Annotated in this window: 15 protein-coding genes and 1 pseudogene; 2 read left to right on the top strand and 14 right to left on the bottom strand. The window is 72.4% G+C overall.

Annotated features, from left to right (window positions below; genetic code table 11):
- The 14 genes and pseudogenes from AC6EXY_RS31450 to AC6EXY_RS31385 form a co-directional block, all read right to left on the bottom strand.
- Positions 1-4,311 (bottom strand): beta-ketoacyl synthase N-terminal-like domain-containing protein (locus tag AC6EXY_RS31450; RefSeq protein ID WP_499842455.1); only part of this gene is annotated, 4,311 nt, incomplete at its 3' end.
- A gap of 65 nt (positions 4,312-4,376) precedes the next feature.
- A complete protein-coding gene (locus AC6EXY_RS31445; protein ID WP_101831085.1) occupies positions 4,377-4,979 on the bottom strand; it encodes an SGNH/GDSL hydrolase family protein in 603 nt (200 codons plus the stop codon).
- A gap of 106 nt (positions 4,980-5,085) precedes the next feature.
- Positions 5,086-6,321, bottom strand: coding sequence for an NAD(P)/FAD-dependent oxidoreductase (locus tag AC6EXY_RS31440; protein WP_499817548.1), 1,236 nt, complete (start codon positions 6,319-6,321; stop codon positions 5,086-5,088).
- Positions 6,322-6,473: 152 nt separating this feature from the next.
- Positions 6,474-8,327, bottom strand: a complete 1,854-nt coding sequence (locus AC6EXY_RS31435) for an AMP-dependent synthetase/ligase (protein ID WP_499817549.1) — start codon at positions 8,325-8,327, stop codon at positions 6,474-6,476.
- Positions 8,328-8,474: 147 nt separating this feature from the next.
- Positions 8,475-9,194, bottom strand: coding sequence for a LysR family substrate-binding domain-containing protein (locus AC6EXY_RS31430; RefSeq protein WP_341477203.1), 720 nt, complete (start codon positions 9,192-9,194; stop codon positions 8,475-8,477).
- 96 nt (positions 9,195-9,290) lie between these two features.
- Positions 9,291-9,416, bottom strand: a pseudogene (locus AC6EXY_RS31425) (LysR family transcriptional regulator); the annotation flags it as partial.
- Between the two features lie 230 nt (positions 9,417-9,646).
- Entirely contained in the window at positions 9,647-10,879 is a 1,233-nt protein-coding gene (locus AC6EXY_RS31420) for a cytochrome P450 (protein ID WP_499817550.1), read from the bottom strand.
- Between the two features lie 58 nt (positions 10,880-10,937).
- Complete coding sequence (locus AC6EXY_RS31415; protein ID WP_499817551.1) at positions 10,938-11,858, bottom strand: acyl-ACP desaturase; 921 nt, start codon at positions 11,856-11,858, stop codon at positions 10,938-10,940.
- A 144-nt stretch (positions 11,859-12,002) separates the two neighbouring features.
- Complete coding sequence (locus AC6EXY_RS31410) at positions 12,003-12,893, bottom strand: SAM-dependent methyltransferase (RefSeq protein ID WP_499817552.1); 891 nt, start codon at positions 12,891-12,893, stop codon at positions 12,003-12,005.
- Positions 12,890-13,147, bottom strand: a complete 258-nt coding sequence (locus AC6EXY_RS31405; protein WP_101831091.1) for an acyl carrier protein — start codon at positions 13,145-13,147, stop codon at positions 12,890-12,892. The genes AC6EXY_RS31410 and AC6EXY_RS31405 overlap by 4 nt, the downstream gene beginning before the upstream one ends.
- Positions 13,144-13,734, bottom strand: coding sequence for a PaaI family thioesterase (locus AC6EXY_RS31400; protein WP_499817553.1), 591 nt, complete (start codon positions 13,732-13,734; stop codon positions 13,144-13,146). Before AC6EXY_RS31400 ends, AC6EXY_RS31405 begins: the two co-directional genes overlap by 4 nt.
- Positions 13,731-14,516, bottom strand: a complete 786-nt coding sequence (locus AC6EXY_RS31395; RefSeq protein ID WP_101831095.1) for a ferritin-like domain-containing protein — start codon at positions 14,514-14,516, stop codon at positions 13,731-13,733. The genes AC6EXY_RS31400 and AC6EXY_RS31395 overlap by 4 nt, the downstream gene beginning before the upstream one ends.
- Positions 14,517-14,559: 43 nt before the next feature.
- A complete protein-coding gene (locus AC6EXY_RS31390; RefSeq protein ID WP_499817554.1) occupies positions 14,560-16,335 on the bottom strand; it encodes an AMP-binding protein in 1,776 nt (591 codons plus the stop codon).
- A complete protein-coding gene (locus tag AC6EXY_RS31385) occupies positions 16,335-17,408 on the bottom strand; it encodes a 4'-phosphopantetheinyl transferase family protein (protein ID WP_499817555.1) in 1,074 nt (357 codons plus the stop codon). Before AC6EXY_RS31385 ends, AC6EXY_RS31390 begins: the two co-directional genes overlap by 1 nt.
- Positions 17,409-17,884: 476 nt before the next feature.
- On the opposite strand from AC6EXY_RS31385, the gene AC6EXY_RS31380 reads away from it, so the two are divergent.
- Together AC6EXY_RS31380 and AC6EXY_RS31375 are read left to right on the top strand one after the other, a co-directional pair.
- The gene (locus AC6EXY_RS31380; RefSeq protein WP_499817556.1) at positions 17,885-18,589 is read left to right on the top strand and encodes a PaaI family thioesterase; all 705 of its coding nucleotides are present in this window, start codon (positions 17,885-17,887) and stop codon (positions 18,587-18,589) included.
- A 749-nt stretch (positions 18,590-19,338) separates the two neighbouring features.
- Positions 19,339-20,307 (top strand): esterase-like activity of phytase family protein, encoded by a 969-nt coding sequence (locus AC6EXY_RS31375; RefSeq protein WP_243407484.1) that lies wholly within the window; start codon positions 19,339-19,341, stop codon positions 20,305-20,307.
- Positions 20,308-20,429 lie beyond the last annotated feature (122 nt).

Raw genomic sequence — 20,429 nt, 5'->3', positions numbered from 1 at the left:
CGAGTCAACCCCGAGATCCGCCTCCAGATCCATCCCGGTGTCGATCATGTCCGGGGCATAGCCCGTCTTCTCCGCCACCACGTCCACCAGCGCGGACCGCACCGCGTCCCGGTCGAGCGCCACGCCGGACGTCCCCGGCGAGGTGGGCGCCCCGGCCACGGGAGCGGCAGGGGCGGGAGTGACGGTGCCGGCGGAGGTGGCGGTAGCAGCGGCAGTGGAGGCCGCGTCGGGTGTCGCCGGGAGGGACGCGGCGACGTACTCGGTGATCTGGTCGAGGGTCCGCAGCTCGGCGAGCTGCTCCGGGCCGACCGTCGGCGCCTGCGGGAACCGCTCCCGCAAGGCCCCGAGCACCTGCACCCGCTTGATCGAGTCAACCCCGAGATCCGCCTCCAGATCCATCCCGGTGTCGATCATGTCCGGGGCATAGCCCGTCTTCTCCGCGACGACATCGATCAGCGTCGAGCGCACCGCGTCCCGGTCGAGCACGGCAGGCTCGGGGGCCGGCGCGGGCGCTGGAAGAGTGGGGACCCGCGCAGGGCCGGTCGGCGCGGCGGGAACGGACGGCGCGAACGGCGCGAAGGGCACGCTCGGCACGACGGGTGCGGAGGGGGCTGGGACAGGGGCGCTCAGCGGCGGCGCGGTGGGCAGGGCGCGGGCTCCCAGCGCCGCGGCGGGCGGCGCGGCCGGAAGAACCCGCCGGCCCACGGCGCCGGGGGCCGTCGGGTCGAGGGTGGCCAGCTCCAGCTCGGCGAGCTGGGCCAGCACGTCGTTGGCCTGCGCATGGGTCTGGCCGATCACGACACTCTGGTTCGCGACCGTGGCGATGGCGTCGGCGAACCGCGGGTCCTCGCGACCACCGCGCTGGTACTCGTGCAGCGCGTCGACCAGGCGGCTGGCCACGTCGAGCTGGCCGGTGAGGTAGACGGCGTGCAGGTTGACCTGCTGGGCGAGGACGTCGTCCGGGCTGACGGCCGGGATCGCACCGCCCACGCCGGCCGGCGCGCCGTAGGGGTGCGCGTCGTCCACCCCACCGTGCGCGAGGGCGCCGATCGTGGTCGCGCCGTTCACCTCGGCGCTGGTCACGGTCTGGCCGGTCACGGACGCTCCGTTCGTTGGGGCGCCGAGTGCGCCGGCACCGTTCGCATGGGCACCGCCGGTGTGGACGCCGTTCGTGTGCGCGCCGTTCGTGTGCACACCGCTCGCACCGACGAGGTCCGCCGCCCCGGCCGCGACCGAGGACGCCACGGCCGGGGCGGTCGCGGCCGGGGGCGGCGTGGTCACAGCCCTGGCAACCGTGGCAGCGGTGTCAGCCGTGGTGGACGGGGTGACGGCGGGAGCGGCGGCGTTCGCGGCGGGGGCCTGCACGGGGATCGCGGCCACGGAGAGGCGGTAGTCGCTGGTCAGGGCGGCGGCGTAGGCGTCGCGGCGGGTCGGCGGGGTGTACTCGGGGGCGGAGAGGGTGACCGTCGGGCCCTTGGTGGTGACGGCCGCGGGCGGCTCCGCCTGGTAGCGGTTGATGTCGGCCAGCGGCACGCCGAGCACGGCGAGCTGGACGGCGGCGGCCTTCAGGGTGACGTCGCTGTCGCCGAGCGGTCCGGCGTCGGTGGCGATCGCGACGACGCCGGCGTCGGGAAGGATCTGGCGGACGAGCCGGGTGAGCACCTGCTTCGGGCCGAACTCGACGAACACGGTGGCGCCGGCGGCGTGCGCGGCGCGTACGGCGGCGACGAACTCGACCGGTTCGAGCAGCTGGCGGGCGAGCACGGCGGCGTTGGCGGCTGGGTCCGCGCCGTAGCTCGCGCCGTCGGTGTTCGGGTAGACGGGCGCGGACGGCTCGGCGACCGGGGTCGAGGCGAGCGCCGCGGCGAACCGGTCGACGGCGTGCGCGACGTAGCGCGTGTGGAACGCGGCGGACACCGGCAGCGTCCGGGCGTCGAGCCCCTCGTCGGCGCAGCGGCGCACGAACGCGGCCACCGCCTCGCCGGGGCCGCCGACGACGACCTGCTCGGGGGCGTTGTGGTTGCAGACGACGACGTCGGGGTGGTCGGCGAGCAGCTCCGTGACCCGCTCACGGCTCGCCGGCACCGCGGCCATCGTGCCCGTCTCGGTGGCACCCGACGCGTCGGCCCCGGACTCGGCGGAGGCGGCGGAGGCGGGGCCGGGGGCGGGCGGGGCCATGGCGCGGCCACGCTCGCGGGCGAGGCGGAAGAAGCCCTCGGCGTCGACGGCGCCGGCGGCGTGCAGGGCGGTCAGCTCGCCGAAGCTGTGGCCGAGGAAGCCGGCCGGGCGCAGTCCGAGTTCGTGCAGGTAGCGGTACTGGCCGACGGACAGCGCGCCGATCGCAGGCTGGGCGTGCTCGGTGGCGCGCAGGGCCGTCTCCTGGCGCTGGCGCTCGGCGGCGTCGAACACCGGCGGTGGGAACACGATCGACGCGAGCCGGCGCGGCGCGCCATCGAAGGCGGCGTTGGCCTCGTCGAAGGCGGCACCGACCGGCGGCACGTTGACCGCGGCTTCCAGGCCCATGTCGAGGTACTGGCTGCCCTGCCCGGCGAACAGCGCGGCGACGGTGACATCCGTGCGGCCGCTCGCGCGGAAGTGGACGCCACGCGGGTGCGACCATTCGGTCGCCTCGAGGTCGCGCTCCAGCTGGGCGATGGCGAGCTCGCGCAGGTCCTCGGCGGTCTCCTCGTCGGCGGCGGCGAACCCGACGCGGGCGGCGTCCGGGGGGACCGCGCCGTCGACCGCCGGCGCGCCGGAGCGCAGCAGCTCCAGCAGCGCGGCGGTGTCGGGGGCGTGCCACAGGTACGCGCGGGCGGTGCGGTGCAGCACCCGCAGGTCGGTGCGGTCGCCGCTGTACTCCTCCAGCACGACGTGGAAGTTCGTCCCACCGAAGCCCATCGCGGAGGCGGCGGCGCGGCGCACGGGACGGTGCGGGTCGCGGATCCACGGCCGGTTGGCGATGTTGACGTAGAACGGAGCGTCGCCGAAGTCGACGGCGCTGTTCGGCCGGTCGACGTTGATCGTCGGCGGGAGCACCTTGTGGTAGAGCCCGAGGGCGAGCTTCATCAGGCTCGCGGCGCCGGCGGCGCCCTTGGTGTGGCCGATCTGCGACTTGACGCTGCCGAGCGCCGCGTAGTGCTTCTCGTCGCTGGCGTCGCGCAGCAGGCCACTCAGCGCGGTGAGCTCGGTGCGGTCGCCGACGGCGGTGCCGGTGGCGTGCGCCTCGAACAGCTCCACCGAGTCGGGGGTGCACTCGGCGTCGGCGTAGGCGCGGTCGAGGGCGACCCGCTGCCCCTCGGCGCGCGGGGCGTAGATGCTCTTGAACCGGCCGTCGCTGGATGAGCCGAGGCCGCGGATGACGGCGTAGATCCGGTTGCCGTCCCGCTCGGCGTCGGCGAGGCGGCGCAGCGCCAGCATGCCGATGCCCTCGCCGAGCAGGGTGCCGTCGGCGTCGTCGGAGAAGGGGCTGATCGTGCCGCTCTTCGACAGCGCCGAGACCTTGGAGAAGCACAGGTAGATGAAGATCGTGTTCTCGGTGTCGACGCCACCGGTGATCATCGTGTCGGCACGGCCGTCGACGAGCTCGGCGATGGCCAGGCGCACCGCGGACAGCGAGGCCGCGCAGGCCGCGTCCACTGTCGTGTTGATGCCGCCGAGGTCGAGGCGGTTCGCGACCCGGCCGGCGACCACGTTCGCGAGCAGTCCGGGGAAGGAGTTCTCCTCCCACGGCGCGTAGGCGGTGACGTAACGCTTCACGAGCTCGTCGGCGTCGGCGTCGGACAGGCCCATGCTGCGGGCCGCCTCGCGCAGCACCGGCGTGGACAGCCGGGCGGCCAGCGGGTGCATCAGCGGAACGGGCCCGGTGGTGCCGAGTACGACGCCGGTGCGCCCGGCGTCGTACCAGTCCGCGTCCTTGCCGGCGAGGTCCCGGGCGCCGGCGTCGCGCAGCAGGTCGCGGGCGACGCCGAGGCTCAGCGTCTGCATGGTGCTGGTGACCTCGAGCTGGTTCGGCGGCATGCCGAACTCCAGCGGGCTGAACTCGACGTCCGGGATGAACGCGCCGCGCCGCGAGTAGGTGCGGTCCGGGGTGGCGGGGTCGGCGTCGTAGTAGTCGTCGAGGCTCCAGCGCGACGCCGGGACCTCGGTGGTGCAGTCGGCGCCGTCGACGACGTTCTGCCAGTACTCGCGATGGTTGCGGGCCATCGGGAACAGGCCCGACATGCCGACGATCGCGATCGGGTTGCGGGCGAGCCGCCGGGCGTCGAGGTCGACGGGTTCGCTCGGGCGCGCGGGCTGCGCTGGCTTGGGCACGGGAATCCCTTCTCGGCCGGTCAGGGGGCCGGCTGGACGGTCCGGATCGGTGTGGACGCTCCGGATCAGGCAGCCGTCAGCCAGGACGCTCGCTCGACGAGGTCCGCCATGTCCTCGGCGAAACGGCGGTGTCCGTCGGTGTTCGGGTGCAGGCCGTCCTCGCTCCACAGCCCCCGGCCCGACCATTCGGGCCCGGCGGCGATGTCGAGGTGCAGCGTGCGGGTGGCTTCGCAGACCTCGCGCAGCACGGTGTTCGCGAACGCGAAGCGCTCGCGCAGCAGGTTGCGGAACTCGTCCGGCAGCGGGAGGTTCGCGGGGATGTCCGGGTAGCTGGCGGTGAACACGGTGGTGTCCAGGCCCGCCAGTGACCCGAAGATGGTGTGCAGGTTGCGGGCGAAGCGGTCGGGCGCCCAGTCCTGCACCATGTCGTTGACGCCGACGACGACGCCGATCAGCGGCGCCTTGCGGGCCAGCGCCTGGTGCAGCTGCCGGTCGACGACCTCCTGGGTGGTCGCCTGGTAGGCGCCGAGGTTGCGGGACTCGCGGGGGGAAACCCCCATCCGCCGGGCGAACCGGCGGGCCCAGCCGATGTACGAGCCGTCGGCGCCGACGTCGCCGCGGCCCTCGACGAAGCTGTCACCAAGAGCGGTGAACCTCACTGTGGGCATTGTTCGCCTCCGTGTCGGGGCCGCGGCGCGACGCGATGTTCAGCTGTGGATCAGAGCGCGGGGAGCCGCCCGGGCAGGCCGGGTGGCGTCGCGCCGGAAAGCAGGGTCAGGACTTGGTGAGGAAGCGTCGGTCGGCCGGGAAGTCGACCTTCTCGTAGAGCGCCGCGAGGTTCGCGGGGGCAAAGAACTCCTCGCCCGGAACACCGCCGGAGATGAGGCCGAAGAACTTCGTGGTGTACTCACGGTCCATGCTGGTGGCCCGGAATACCGAGTCATAGTAGGGGGTGAGGCTCAGTTCCGCGAGGCTGCAGGTGAGTTCGAACGTTCCATTGCTCTCCGCGTCGCGGATCTTGGTGTACTCGGCGACGACCTCATCGATCGGGCGGGCGCCGAAAAGACCCTCGTGCAGCTTCTCGGCGAGTACCTCGCTGTACTTCAGGGCGTCGGTGATGCCCCAGCCGGTGAACGGGTCCTTGTGGTAGCCGGCGTCGCCGACGAGGGCCCAGCCGGGACCGGCCGAACGGCGGTAGAAGTTGTCCGGGTAGGACATCGCCCGGAAGTTCTCCTCACGCTTCCCGTTGGCCCGGATGTCGTCGCCGAGCACCGGGTCGATCTGGTCGAAGATCTCCTGGAAGCTGCCGTCGATGTCGGCGCGGAACTCCCGCAGCCGCTCCCGCCGGCGCATGACGGCGACCAGGTGCTGGTTGTCGTGGGTCGGCCAGACGCCGAACTGCTGCGGGTCGTTGCCGGTCCGGTGCTGGAACTCCCAGTCCAGGCCGCTGTAGTACGAGTAGTAGACGAAGCAGGCAGCCGGGACGGAGCGGTAGATCTCAGCGCCGACCAGGCCCGCGACCGTCGAGTTGCGGCCGTCCGCGCCCACCACGAACTGCGAGCGGAACTCCTGCTCGGGACCGTCGCCGAACCGGCCGCGAATGCCGGCCGCGCGCCCCTCGGAGAAGATCACCTCGGTGACGGTGAAGCCTTCGAGAACCTCGGCACCGGACTTCCGGGCCTCGTCGACCAGGATTTCGTCGAGGATGGTCCGGCGCGGCGAGTACGTCGCGTCGATCCCGTCGATCGGATCGGCGAAACCCTCGAGGAAGATATCGGTGTACGAGAAGTTCAGGTGGCGCATCGGCGGCACTCCGGTCGCGACGAGGCGGTCCAGAATCCCCCAGTCCTGCAGCCGGGAGAGGCCGGCCTGGTGAATGTAGTGGGTGGACACCGTGTCACTGGGGAACGTGGCGCGGTCCACCACGAGAACCTTGTGGCCGCGCCTTGCGAGCAGCATCGCCAGGGGCGATCCGGCGCAGCGTGCGCCCACCACGATGACGTCGTACATCTGCGGGGTCCTCCCGTTGTCGGCCGGCGGCGGCCGGCTGCGTTCGGTGCGGGCTGGGGTTCCTTGTCATGGTGCTGACCTGGCAGATCCATGGTCAACGGACCGGCCGACATGTCATCGGCCGATAAGTCGAGACAATCGAGTGGCCGATATCACTGGTAAAGAAATGCGATCGCGTCGGTGAAATCCCGCTCGATGGCGGCGCGACGCAGCTTCATCGACGGGGTCAGATGACCACCGTCGACGGTGAAGTCGGTCTCGAGGACGCGGAACCGGCGGATCGACTCGGCCCGGGACACCAGACTGTTCGCGTCGTCGATGGCGAGCTGCAGCTCGGCGAGCAGCCGCGGGTTGTCCCGCCAGTCACCGCCCGCCCCGTCGCCATCCACACCGTCGCCGTCCACACCGTCGCCGTCCACACCGTCGCCGTCCACACCGTCGCCCGCGCCCGCGCTGTCGCCCGCGGCGGGCGTGAGCGGGACGCCGTTCGCGGCGGCCCAGGCCGCCAGTGGAGCGGCTTCCAGGGTGAGCAGCGCCGAGACGAACGACCGGCCCTCGCCGACCACCATGCAGTTGCTCACCAGCGGGTGCAGCCGGACCCGGTCCTCCAGCGGGGTGGGCGCGACGTTCTTGCCGCCGGCGGTCACCAGGATCTCCTTGCGGCGACCGGTGATGACCAGGTAGCCGTCGTCGTCGAGATGACCGACATCGCCGGTGTGCAGCCACCGCTGCTCGGACGGTCCGGTGGCGTCGCGGCTGACGTCGCCCGCCGCGCGCGACCAGTAGCCCGGGGAGACGTTGGCGCCCGCCACGAGCACCTCACCGTCGTCCGCGATGGCGACCGTCGTGCCCGGGATCGGCCGTCCGACGGTGCCGCGCCGGTTCGTCGCCGGCTGGTTGACGGTGACCGCGGTCGCCGCCTCGGTGAGGCCGTAGCAGTTGAGGACGTTGACGCCGGCACTGGCGAAGAACGCCTCCGTCGTCGCGTCCAGCGACGCCCCGCCGGAGATCACCTGGGTCAGCCGCCCGCCGCACACCGCGGCGACCTCGTCGTGCGGCAGGTCCCGCACCCGCTTGCGGATCTTCTCCAGCGCGTACGGGACGAGGGCCAGGAAGCTCGGGCGGATCGTGCGCATCGCCGGCACGAGTTCCGGCACGCCCGGCAGCAGCACCGTGCGGGTGCCGGCGTACAGGCAGGCCAGCAGGATCGTCTGGCCGAACACGTGCGACAGCGGCAGGGCGATCGCGCTGGTGGCCTGGGTGCCGTCGGGGGCGGTGCGGAACAGGTCGCCGGTGTGCTCGACCGTGCCCGCGGACGACGAGAACGTGTTCCGGTGGGTCAACACGGCACCCTTGGCCGGTCCAGTGGTCCCACTGGTATAGATGATCATGGCGATGTCGTCGGCGCGGACCTTCGCGGCGCGCTGGGCGAACTCGTCGGCCAGCCGCGCCCGCTCGGCCGCGTCACGCCGCAGGGCACCGTCTCCGCCGGCCCGGGCGCCGTCCGCACCGCCGTCACTGGCGTCACTGGCGCCGGTCAGCCAGGTGTCGATCTGGGTGAGCGGCCAGGTCGGGTGGCGCAGGGTGTCGCCGCCGGCGTCGCCGACGAGGCGCACCTGCTCGTCGGTCTCCGCGAACGCCCAGGCCACCGCGGAGTCGGTGACGGTGTGGCGGACCTGCGTCTCGGACGCCGTCGGGTAGACAGGGACGATGATCGCGCCGATCGCCTGGGCCGCGTAGCTGAGCAGCGCCCACGGGTAGCTCGTCCGCCCCATGATGGCGATCCGGTCGCCGTGCGCGACCCCGAGGGCGAGCAGTTCGGTTCCCACGATCCGAAGGTCCTCGGCGAGTCGCCGGCCGTTGATGTCCTCGGAGGTGCCGGCCACGCCGTCCGTCCGCACCAGCACGACCCGCTCCGGGTGGAGCCGGGCGCCGGTGTCGATCACGGACCAGACGCCCTGGTCGTCCGGCAGGACCACGGCGTCGGCCGTGGTTGATTTCCGCACGTTTCATCACCTTCCCGCGGTAGCCCGGGCGTCGTTTCACCGTGAATATCACGGTGAAACGCGGCCACGATTCCATGCCCGAGTCTCGGATTATCCCGACAAGGCGGCAAGGCGATTCATTCTAATGCATTGAACGGTCGGGGTTCCCTATCGCCGGGCGCGCGGCTCGGGCCCCCGGTAGGCTGGAATCTGGAATGGCCGCGCCGCCTCGATGCACTCGACGAACACGTCGACCAGCGGCGCCGTGTTCGCCGTCCGCCACACGGCGTACAGGTCGAGGGTGGGCACCGGGTCGTAGAGCTGAACCGGCGTTGGCCGGGGCCCGCCCACGGCGGAGCCGATGTGCAGTCCGCGCGTCACGGAGGCGAAGCCGACCAGCGGTTTCACCGAGACGACGATCGCCGTGGCGCTGGGGTCGTCCACCTCGTGGGCGACGGACAGCGTGATGCCGCTGGCCTCCGCCGCCGCCTGGATCGCGTCGTACATGGCCGGGCTCTTCTCCCGTGCGAACAGCACGCACTGCTGGCGGGCGAGCTCGCCGAACGGAATGCCACCGCGCCCGGCCCAGACATGACCATGCCCCACCACCGCGACCAGCGGAATACGGAACAACCGCCGGGAGGTGAACTCGGGGGACGTCGGACGGCCGTAGACGATGGCCACGTCCAGCTCGCCGGAGGACAGCGCCGACAGCTGCGGTCCGGTGCGCTGCTCGACGAGGGTCACGCTCACGTCCGGATATTCGGCTGACATTTTGGCCAACGCCGCCGGAACGACATGCTGACCGCCGGGGAAGTTGTAGCCGACGCGTACCACACCGGTGCGGCCGGCGGCCACCTCGCGGGCGGTGTGTGTCGCCTTCCGCATCTGCGAGATGATGGTCCGCGCCTCCGTCTCGAAGGCCCTCCCCGCCGCCGTGAGCCGAACGTCGTGCGACGTTCGGGCCACGAGTTCGACGCCGAGGTTGCGTTCCAGTCGTTGTAGTTGCTGACTCAACGAGGGTTGGGAAAGATGTAGGCGAGCGGCAGCGCGGCCGAAATGCAGTTCTTCCGCGATTGCCAGGAAGGACACCAGATGCCGCAACTCCATGGCCACCTCCACAGGGGCATCGAGTGTCAGCCTAACGGCGCCAGCTAACCCCTGGTGAACCACACCTTCCCACCATGGGTCACCGGAGTGGCGAACGCCTGCCGCGGGGCGTGAGCCCGGCCACACCGAACACCGCGTCACCGCTCCCCTACAGATGAACAACTTTTTCGCGAACTGGCCGGCCCGACCGCGCCCGATGGTCCCTAGGCGACCGGACGCGTACGGATCGCCTACCGTCCGGACAGCTGCACGCGCAGTTCCTGGATTCCCCGGACGATCAGGTTCGGCCGGTAGGGCGGCGGGTCCGCCAGCGCCGTCATCCGCGGCGCCCGCCGGGCCAGCGCGCGCAGCAGCAGCTCGACCTCGAGGCGCACCATCGGCGCGCCGATGCAGTAGTGGTGGCCGCGCCCGAAGCCGAGATGGCGCGCCGGGCGGGCACCGCGCGCGTAGCGGGCCAGGTCGAGCCGCTCGGCGTCCGGATAGACGTCGGCGTCCCGGTTCGCCGCCGCGAGCAGGATGATCACACCGTCACCCTCGGCGAACGACTCCCCGGACACCTCGGTGTCGCGCACCGCGCGGCGCGTGGTCAGGTGCGACGGGGTGCAGTAGCGCATCAGCTCGTCGACCGCCGGGCCGGCGAGGTCCGGGTCGGCCTGCAGCGCCGCGTACTGGTCCGGGTTGCGCATCAGGGCGTGGAAGGCGCCGGAGATCAGGCTGACCGTCGTCTCGTGCCCGGCCACCAGCAGCACGACCAGGGTCGAGAGCATCTCGTCGGCGCTGAGCCGGTCGCCCTCCGCCTCGGCCAGCGCGAGCCCGCTGATCAGGTCGTCGGCCGGCTCCGCCCGCCGCCGCGCGACGAGGTCGGTGAAGTACGCACGGAACCCGCGGGCCGCGACCTTGCGCTTCTCGACCTCCTCGGGGCTGAGCAGGATGTCGGGATCCAGGCCGCGGGCGAGCCAGTACGACATCGACCGCACCGCGCCGTGGTCGGCCGCCGGCACCCCCATCAGCTCGGCGATCATCGTCAGTGGCAACGGGTAGGCGATCGCCTCGACCAGGTCGACCTCGCCGGCGGTGATCGCCGCGTCGAGCAGCTCGTCGACGAGCCCGCGGCAGCGCTCCCGGGTCGCCTCGATCCGCCGGGCGCTGAACGCCTTGCTCACCAGCCGGCGGATCCGGGTGTGGTCGGGCGGTTCCATCCACAGGAACGAGGTCGGCAGGTCGGAGCCGTCGCTGTCCGGGTGCATGAGCTCGCGTTCCTCGGCGTGGCTCCACGCCGGGTCCTGCAGGATCGCGTCGATCTCGCGGTAGCGCGTCACCAGCCGCATGCCGAGCGGCCCGGGCACGAACGCCCCGGCCTCGCGCAGCACCTGATAGCTGGGATAGGTGTCGTGGTGCCAGGCGGGATCGAACACCCTGCCCGCCGCCTGCTCGACGGTCGGCGGGTCGATGACGGTGGTCACGGCGAGCCTCCAGGTCGCTCGGTGGGACGCGTGGGACGCATGGGACGCGTCAGGCGCGTCAGGCCGGGATGGCCCGGGCGGCGCGCACGAAGCGCTCGAGCTCGTCGACGCGCTCGGACGGGGCGTCGACCGCCCGGCGCACCACCCGGACGAGGTGCTCGTACGCCTCGGTGTGGTCGTAGCGGGCGGTATCGGCGATGCGCAGCGCCCAGCGCCAGTAGCCGCCCAGGGTGTCCGCCAGCGGCATCCGGAACTGGGCGATGGCGTCGCGCATCGGCTCGACGACCGCGTCGCCGTAGGTGCGCAGGTACAGCTCCACCATGTCGGCCATGAAGGTGAAGTGCCGCGCCTCGTCCCGGCTGAGCCGGTTGAGCACGTCGGCGAGCACCGGGTCGCCGACGACGGCCCGCAGGTTCTGGTAGTAGATCTGGGTCGCCTTCTCCTGCACGAGCGTGTAGGCGAACAGCGCGGCGGGATGGTCGTGCGGCAGCGAGAACTCCTTGCGGCCCTCCACGGCCAGCTCGCGCCGCAGCGACTCGGCCGTCGCGATCCCCGACTCCACCTGGTAGCGGAACAGGGCGCGGGCGTGGCTGTCCTCCTCCGCCGCCCAGCGCACGGTGAAGTGGTAGATCTCGCGGTTGAGCAGGAACGTCTCGACGTCGACGTCGGCGTCGAGGGGGAACCGGCTGCCGTAGACCGCGAAGTAGCCCGGCAGGTGGTCCTCGATGAAGGAGATGAAGCGGACCGCGGAGCGCTGACCGTCGGTGAGCCGGTCGGCGTCGGCCGCCGCCCAGTCGAAGTCACGCTCGACGTCCCAGCGCCGCGTCACCGGCGAGGCGGTCATGAAGGCGGTGACGGCGGTGTCGAGCGCGTCGGCGGGCAGGCCGACCGACCGCGGCGGCACCGACCCCGTGGGGGCGTTCGCGTCGAGCTCGGAGTTGCGGACGGACGGGGACGACGGGCCGGCCGTGGTTGTCATGGGGTTCCTCCGGGACGGGCGGGGCGGCCACGCCGGCCGCCGTGACGGCGCGCGGGTGCGCCGGCGCGAGTCACGCCCGCGCACCCGCGCCAGCCGCCTGGCGCTGCTTGCCACCTGGCCAGGCACCTCACCTGGCGGGGCGTCCTACCTGGCGTTACGGCAGATCAGGGCGTAGTGCTTGGTCGTGAACCCCCAGCCGGCGTTCGCGACCTCGAGGTAGCGGGTGAGCTGCGCCGCCATGCCGGGACGCAGCGCGTCGATCGCGTCGGTGGCGGCGCTGACGTTCACCAGCCAGTCGTCGATGGTGAGCCGGTAGTCCTCGGTGAGGTCCTCGACGTCGTCCACCGAGAAGCCCGCGTCCTCGACCGCGCGGACGAGCTCCGACAGCGGGCGCATGTCACCCCAGCCGAAGATGGAGTTGCGGACGAACTCGGTGCCAGTGCGCTTGTCGAACTCGTCGCGGGCGGCCGCGTTGCGGAAGCACGTCTCGGACACGTAGTAGCGGCCGCCGCGGCGCAGCATCGCCCGGGCGCGGCGCACGGCGACGTCGACATCGGGCATGTGCACGATCGAGCCCAGCATGGTGACCGCGTCGAAGGAGCGCGCCGGCAGGTCGAGGTCCTCGAACCGACCGACCGCTGTGGTGACGCGATCGGTGACGCCCAGTTCCGCCGCCCGGCTGGCGATGTACTCGTGCTGGCGGCCAGCGGGGCTGATCCCCGTCACCGCGGTCTGGTACTCGCGGGCCATGAAAAGGATCAGCGAACCCCAGCCGCAGCCGGCGTCGAGCAGCCGCTGCCCGCCGCCCGGGGTGAGCCCGAGCCGCTCGGCGACCCAGTGCAGCTTGGCCTCCTGCGCCTCGGCCAGCGTGATCCCGGGCGTGCGGTACATCCCGGAGGAGTACTTGCGCAGCGGGTCGAGGAACAGGCCGAAGATCCGCGGGTCGAGGTCGTAGTGCTGGTTGGTCTCCCCCGGCCGGCTCGGCGTGCTCGGCGTGCTCGGCGTGGCGATGCCGGCGTCGGCGGTGGTCGTCACGCCTTCACCTGCAGCGCACTGGCGACGACGGCGGACAGGTCGGCGACGGACGAGACGCCGAACACGTCGGCGTCGTCGAGTTCGACGTCCCAGACCTGCTCGACCTTGGCGACCACGCGCAGCAGCCGCACGGAGTCCGCGCCCTCGATGCCGCGCAGGTCGGTCTCGGGCGCCAGGCCCTCCGCCGGGACGCCCAGCTCGGCGGCGACGATCTCGGTGATCCGGGCGACGATGTCGTCGGGTTCGGTGCTCACGCCATCTCCTGTGCGGTCTGGCTGCCCGCGGTCGCGGTCAGCGCCTGGTCGAGCCGGCCCGCCTCAGTCGCGCTCAGCGCGATGCGCTCCCGGGCGGTGCCGAACGGGACGTTGCGGTAGGTCGCGGTGGCGGTCACGGCGGTGGCGCCGTCGGCGTCGAGGATCTCCGCCGTCGCCGTGGTCAGCGGGCCGCCGGGGTCGTCCGAGCCCAGCCGGGCCACGCAGGTGTAGGCGGTGCCGACGCCGACCGGGCTGAGGTAGCGCAGCCGCAGGCTGACGGTGAACGCCACCAGCCCGGTGCGCACGACGATGAGGTTGCCCATCGTCTCGTCGCACACGACGCCGAGCAGGCCGCCGTGCACCACCCCCGGGTACGACTCGTAGCTGCGGCCCAGCTTGAAGGACGTCTGCAGGCCCTCGGGATGCTCGGTGAAGGCGAGCGCGATGCCGTGCGGGTTGTGCGGCGAGCACCCGAAGCAGCGGTAGTCCTCCAGCACCGCCCAGGGCAGCTCCGGCGCGGCCGGCGCGGCGGACACCCCCATCGGCGTGGGGGCGTCCAGCGGGGCGGACGTGTGCGGCGCGGTCACGCGAGCGCCTCGGCGAGGCGGCGGCGGATACGGCCGTTGGTGCTGACGTCGAGTCCGGTGAGGGCGGCGAAGGCGCGGCGGATGTTCTCCTGGAGCCGGTCGAGCTCACCCTCGGTGGCGATGCCGGCGAGGAACATGTCGAACGCCGTGTCGATCGTCTCGTGGTCCTCTACTTCGGCCAGGCCGCTCTTGAACACCCCGACCGGATGCTTGATGCGCTGCTCGGATGTGTAGACGTAGAGCGTCTCCAGCACCGAGGACAGCTCGTCGGGGTGGCTGGCGAGACGGCGGCGGGCGTAGTGGAGGAACTCGCGGGCGTGCCCGGCCTCGTCGCGGCTGGCCCGGGTCATCAGCCCGCGCAGCACCGGCTCGTCGACCCAGGCGGCGACCGAGCGGTAGACGTGGTTGACGGTCAGCTCAGAGATGATGTTGGTGGCGAGGGTGGCGCACGGCGTCGTGCCCGGCGCGTAGGGGGCGCGCATCGCCTGCACGGGCTCGATGGGCATGGCGACGCCGACCGCGTCGAGCCAGGTCCGGAAGGCGAAGTGGTGCTGGAGCTCCTCGTAGCCCCAGACCGCGACGAACGCGGAGAAGTCGTAGTCGTCGAACTCGTTGAGGAACCCGTGCTGGGCGGCGATGGAGTTCGCCTCGCCCATCACCGAGCTCTTGACCATGGTGACGTACTCGGGGCGCACGTCGTCCGGGCGGATCTCGTCGAACGGGAGATCCTCGATCGCCCAGCGCTTGCGCTCGTAGTGGCGGAAGACGTCGTAGCCGTGCATCTCGGGTCTGGCCTCCGTCGGGGTTCGGGGGTCGGGCCGCGGGTCACCGCGGCCGGGAGCGGGCCAGGTCACGGGCCTCGGCACGGCGGAACTTCCCGCTGGATGTGCGAGGCAGCGCGTCCGGTGCGACCAGGCGCACCGCGACCTCGGACAGGCCGAGCGCCGCGGCGACCGACGCGCGCAGCTCGGCCTCCAGCAGGACGCGTCCCCCGGCGTCCTCGAGGCTGGTCTCGGCGATCACGGTCAGCGTCTCGCCGCCCGCGTCGTCCATGTCCGCGACGGCCACGCACCGGCGGCGGTGGACGCCCGGCGCGTCGCGGACGAGGGCTTCGGCGTCCTCGGGGTAGTAGTTCACCCCTCGAATGATGATCATCTCCTTGCGGCGACCGCTGATGTACAGCTCGCCGCCGGCGACGAAGCCCAGGTCACCGGTGCCCAGCCAGGCGTCGCCGGCCGCCGGTGAGCCGGCTCCCGCAGCCGCAGCCGCCGCCGCTGCCGCTGCCGCTGCCGCGCGCAGGGTGATGGTCGGGTCGGCGTCGGCGGTCAGGTAGCCGGCGGTGACCGCGTCGCCGCCGATCTCGATCTCGCCGACCGTGCCATCCGGCAGCGGCTGGCGCTTCTCGTCGACGACGCGCAGCCGCATCCCGCGGACCGGCCCGCCGAGCGCGACCAGACCGCGCGCGCCCGGCGAACCGGCCGGGGCCGGGTTCGCGACACCGTCGCGGGCGAGGCGATCGCGGTCGACCCAGGTGGTGACCGGCCCGCGACCGAGCGGCGGGAAGGTGACGGCGAGGGTGGCCTCGGCCATGCCGTAGACCGGGAACATCGTCTCGGCGGCGAACCCAGCCGGGCCGAAACGCTCGAGGAAACGGTCGACGGTGGCCGGGTTCACCGGCTCGGCGCCGTTGAACGCGATCCGCCAGCGGCGCAGGTCCACCCCCACGAGCTCATCCGGGCCGACGGCGGTGAGCAGCGCGTCGTAACCGAAGTTCGGCGAGGGTGAGACCGTGCAGCCCATCGCGGCGAAGTCCCGCAGCCACCCCGCCGGATCCTTGATGAACGTCGACGGCGCCCAGACCGTCATCGGCGTGCCGATCAGCACCGCGGACAGTGTCCCGAACAGCCCCATGTCGTGGTAGAGCGGCAGCCAGGTCGCGCCATGGTCGCCCGGACGGCCGAGCTCGATGCCGTCGACGATCGCCGCCGTGCCGTGCACGACGTTGCGGTGGGTCAGCACGACGCCCTTGGGCAGGGAGGTACTGCCCGAGGTGAACTGCACGATCGCCACATCCGACTCGGCGACGACCGGCAACCCGCCGCCGCGCCCGCCACCGGCCGCCGACCCGCCGAGCCTCACCGCGCCGCCGCCGCCGGCCGCCGGTCCATCGCCGGCCGCCGTCGTGGCGACCCCGGCGAAGCTCAGTCCGGACAGGATCGGGCCGAGCCGGCGCACGATGCCGTCGACTCCCGCACCGGTCACCACCCGGCGCGCGCCCGCCGCGGCCGTGACCGCGACCAGCCGGGCGGCGTAGCCGGCGAGGTCGGCGGCGGAGGTGGGCAGCGGCAGCGGGCAGGCGACAGCGCCCGCCCGGGTGACGCCGATCACCGCGACAAGGAAGTCGGCGTTGTTGCGGCTGAACACCCCCACCCGCTCCCCCGGCTCGACGCCGTCGGCGACCAGGCCCCGGGCCAGGGCGACCGTCGCGTCGGCGAGCTCGGCCAGGCTCACCCGCTCATGAGAGCTGGGGAAGGTCACGGCCGTGTCGGGGTGGGCCGCGGCCGCCTCGTCGAGGGCGCCGGGCAACGTCAGGCCACGCATCAGATGTGCTCCCGTCCGGTGCGGGTGGGCGGTGCGGTGCGGGTGGGCGGTGCGGTGCGGGTGGGCGGCTCGGTGTAGCCGTGCGACGTGGTGCGAGTGGGCGACGTGGTGTGAGTGGGCGGTGTGGCGCGGGTGGGCGGTGTGGTGCGAGTGGGCGGCTCGCCCGACGTGGACGGTGCGGCGTGGGTCGGCGGCGCGGCGGCCGCGACCGCGCGGGCGAGGTCCGCCAGCTCCCCGGCCGGCTCGAGGTCCACGCGCGCGAGCCGGTCGGGACGCGGATCGCCGTCGGACCAGGACCACGCCGTCGGCGTCCACCGGTGCACCTCGACAGCGCACGGCGTCCGGCCCACGGCCACGGCGTCGACGGCGCCTGACGGGGCGGAACCGACGCCGGGCTCGCCGCCGGGGCCGACCGCGAACGCCAGGTGCCGGCCGGGCATCGCGACCACCCGGCACAGTGGGGCACACGCGGCGCCCGGGTAGCACGAGCGGACCCAGTCGGCCTGCGGATCGCCGTCGAAGGTGATCTCCCGCAGCCCCGCCCGGAGCCCGAGGCCGGTGTACTTGGCAACGGCCTCCTTCGCCGACCACAACCCGCGCACGGCGGCGCCGGTGGGCAGCCGCAGCCGTTCGTCCGCGCCGCAGAACCGGCCGGCGACCTCGGCGATCAGCGCCACCGGGGTGTCCTCGACGTCGACCGCGCAGCCGTCGGGATGGAAGCCGACGACGAGCATGCCGCGGTCGTGGGAGAGCCCGGCCCGCGCGCCCGCCGCCGCCTCGCCCGCCAGCACCGGCCGTCCGTCGGCGCTGTCCCGAAGGGGGACGTCGCCCGGTGAGGGCACGCCGAGATGCTCGGCCAGGACCGTTGCCAGCAACAGCCGCCCAAGCCGCTTGACGAGTGACTTCGGTGGTCCGTACTCACCGACGGGCGCGGCGGGCACCAGATCCGCGAACGACAGCAGATGGCACTCCAGCGGCGGGCGTCCAGCCGGCACGACGTCGTCGGGCGCGGGGGAAGCGGCGGAGATGGTGCGGGTGGCGGCGACCGGGAAGTCGGATCGCGACGCCGGCATGAAGCACCCCTCTCGACACGGCAACCAGATGTGCGGGCGGTGCCAGGCGGCATCACCGCCACCTCGAGACTGACAATCAGGCATCGACAGGTCAACGAACGGACAAATCCTTCAATCGATCCATCGCCGGTCCCAATGAGCCACCACCACGTGCTCACCCGGCGATTTACGGCGAGAATGTGATGGCCGCCATTCCCGCTGTTCATCCGACATTCTCGCCGCCGGCACCGACGGGTCGGCCGCCGTTCGACCTTTGTTTGCCGACGCACCGCCCGGACACTCCGTGATTGCGTGAACAGGCCCGAGGCCGCAGATATCGTGTGGGCATATCAAAATCGACCGATCGGAATCCCCGCCGGGGCGTTGACCTCCTTGCCCGGGGCACCGACCATCCGCTGCGGCACCACCATGCGCGCCGGCCGGCCCCGGGGCTGGCCGGCCGGCGTGAACGGCGTGGCACGGGGCGGCCCGAGGGGATGGGCGACACCGAGGTCGCGGCGGCGCGGCTCGCCCGGCCACCGGGCGGCGGCAAGGTCGCCGGCCCCGTCGACAGAAGGGTGCGGTTCGTGGACCACAACCAGATGGCGAGCCAGAACGGCGCGGCCTCGTCCGCCGGAGCCGAGATGGCCGCCGAAGCCGAGATGGCCGCCGCAACCGAGACCGCCGGCGGCGCCGATGCTCACCTCACGGTGGCCGCGGTGACGGGCTCGGCCCCGGCGACGGACGCGGGCGATGCCAGCGAGATCGATCGGCGTATCGCCGACCTGCGCGCCCTGCTGGAGCAGGGCCTGAGCGAGGGCGTCGGCGTCGGCCACTCGCTCGGCATCCACCTCGGCACCCTCGAGGTCGGCCGGACGGTCTGGACCCTGCAGCCCTCACCGGCGACCGCGAACGCCATGTTCACCGTGCACGGCGGAGTCCTGGCCACCCTGATGGACACGGCCATGGGCAGCGCCGTCTACACCGCGCTCCCGCCCGAGACCTACTACACGACCCTCGAACTCAAGGTGAACTTCGTCCGCTCGGTGAGTCTCACCGCCGACCTGCTCACCTGCGAGGCCCGCACCATCCACGTCGGCCGCCGCACCGCCACCGCCGAGGGCACCGTCACCGGCACCGACGGCAAACTCATCGCCCACGGCACCTGCACCTGCCTGCTCACCCCCGCCTCCTCCGCCTGAAGCTCGTCGACCAGTGCGGCTCCGGCCTGCGACCTCATGCACAGCGACCCAACAACCGCGTTCCATGATCATCTCTGCTGCCGGCATCGACCAGAGCGCCGAGGATGGGACGGACTTCCCGTGGGTGGGAGGCGCCTGCGGGGGACAGCGGCACCGTGTCGCGAACTCGCGGCTACCCGTTCGTTTTGCCCCGGATTTCGCGACACGGGCCGCCGTGACGTTGCCAGAACACTGCCACGGCGAGTCGCGGCCGCCATCTGGATTCCTCTTTTGCCAGTACAGCGCCATTGCTTGCCAGTACAGCGACTTTTCGCACAGCTTCAGGGTGAGCTGTGGATCCCGTCAGATGTCGATAAGTTCCGACGCTCGTGTTCGACAATCCGGCCGGAATCCGGCCGGCGCCGCCACCGGTTCCGGATCCCGATCTCCGGCGCCGCAGTCCGGCACGATCAGGTATGTCTGGGAGTGGAGATCACGCTACCCACCGCCCCACCATCCGATGTTTGAGGATCGTTCACGTGAACCGACTTTCGCGGATCCGATCCAGCTGGACACTTACTGTCATGACGCGAATCCGTCGCACGGTTCTGGCGGCCTCGGCCGCAGTGGCCCTTGTCTGCGCAACGGGTACCGCTGCGGGTGCCGCGGCAACCGCTCCGGGCGCTGTCGCCTTCCCCGTCCCCGCGAACGTCAGCCCTGCCGCGTCGTCGGGGCCGTCGAGCCGGCTCTGCCCGCCGGCGGCGGTGGCGGTGGGGTTCAGTGACGGGCTGGACAAGGTGTCGTTCGACGGCGTGACGGTCGGGGGGCTGTCGGGAATCACCCCTGATCGGCGTGGTGGTGGGTATGTGGCCGTCGAGGATCACAGCAACAATGATCCGGCGCGGTTGTTCTTTCTGCGCGACCCGGCGCATCCGCGGGTGACGGGCATGCTCGTCCTGCGCCACCCGGACGGCACGCCGTACGACGCGAACGGCTTCGACGGCGAGGGAATCGCGGTTCTGCCCGACGGACGGTTTCTGATCAGCTCGGAGAACGAGCCGTCGATCCGGGTGTTCGGCCGGGACGGGACGCAGGCCGCGCAGCTTGACGTGCCGAAGCGGTTCGCCGTCGCGCCGGCCGGTGAGGCGAGCGCGAACGCGACGCTGGAGGGGCTGTCGATCTCGCCGTCCGGGCGGTACGTGTACGCGGCGATGGAGGGAACGCTGTCGGGGGACGTCCCGGCGGGCGGCGGTGAGGGCCGGTTCCGCCGGATCCTGGTCTACACCGCCGACCGCGCCGCGCCGGGTGGGTTCCGGCTCGTCCGTCAGATCGGCTATCAGGTCGACGCGGGCAACCGGATCGCCGAGGTCGCGGCGTACGACGACGGGCGGTCCGTCGTCCTGGAGGCGGCGTTCACGGCGGACGTAGGCAACACGGTGACCCTCTACGCCGTCACCGGCGCTGACCGGGCGCCCGACGTCAGCGGGGTCGCGAACCTGTCCGCCGCCCCGGCCGGCGACATCGTCGCCAAGAAGCAGGTGGCCGACCTGGTCCGCTGCCCGACGCTCGGCGCGACCGCCAAGGAGCCGCAGCGCAACCCTCTGCTCGACAACTACGAGGGGCTCGCCATCGCCGCCCCCGCCGGCCACGGCCCGGCGTCGCTGCTGCTCATCAGCGACGACAATTTCAACCCCACCCAGATCACCCGCCTGCTCAGGCTCACCGCCGTCCTCCCCTAATGGGAGCTACCGGGTCGGCATAAGGCAGGCTCGGTGCCGGTAGCCGCCGGCTGGTGAGCACTCTCCTCGCCTGGGCCGAGTTCGAGTCCTTGCGTCAGATCGTGCCCCTGCCGGTGGTCGGG

The sequence above is a fragment of the Frankia sp. RB5 genome (genome assembly GCF_059816245.1).
Note: the sequence above shows the minus strand (reverse complement) of the source record. Positions and strands in the feature narration are given on the sequence as shown.

Coding starts and splice junctions, on each gene's coding strand:
- AC6EXY_RS31445 (WP_101831085.1), bottom strand. CDS start 4,979: ATGCCCACAGTGAGGTTCACCGCTCTTGGTGACAGCTTCGTCGAGGGC.
- AC6EXY_RS31440 (WP_499817548.1), bottom strand. CDS start 6,321: ATGTACGACGTCATCGTGGTGGGCGCACGCTGCGCCGGATCGCCCCTG.
- AC6EXY_RS31430 (WP_341477203.1), bottom strand. CDS start 9,194: ATGCGGAAGGCGACACACACCGCCCGCGAGGTGGCCGCCGGCCGCACC.
- AC6EXY_RS31415 (WP_499817551.1), bottom strand. CDS start 11,858: ATGACAACCACGGCCGGCCCGTCGTCCCCGTCCGTCCGCAACTCCGAG.
- AC6EXY_RS31395 (WP_101831095.1), bottom strand. CDS start 14,516: ATGCACGGCTACGACGTCTTCCGCCACTACGAGCGCAAGCGCTGGGCG.
- AC6EXY_RS31390 (WP_499817554.1), bottom strand. CDS start 16,335: ATGCGTGGCCTGACGTTGCCCGGCGCCCTCGACGAGGCGGCCGCGGCC.
- AC6EXY_RS31385 (WP_499817555.1), bottom strand. CDS start 17,408: ATGCCGGCGTCGCGATCCGACTTCCCGGTCGCCGCCACCCGCACCATC.
- AC6EXY_RS31380 (WP_499817556.1), top strand. CDS start 17,885: ATGGGCGACACCGAGGTCGCGGCGGCGCGGCTCGCCCGGCCACCGGGC.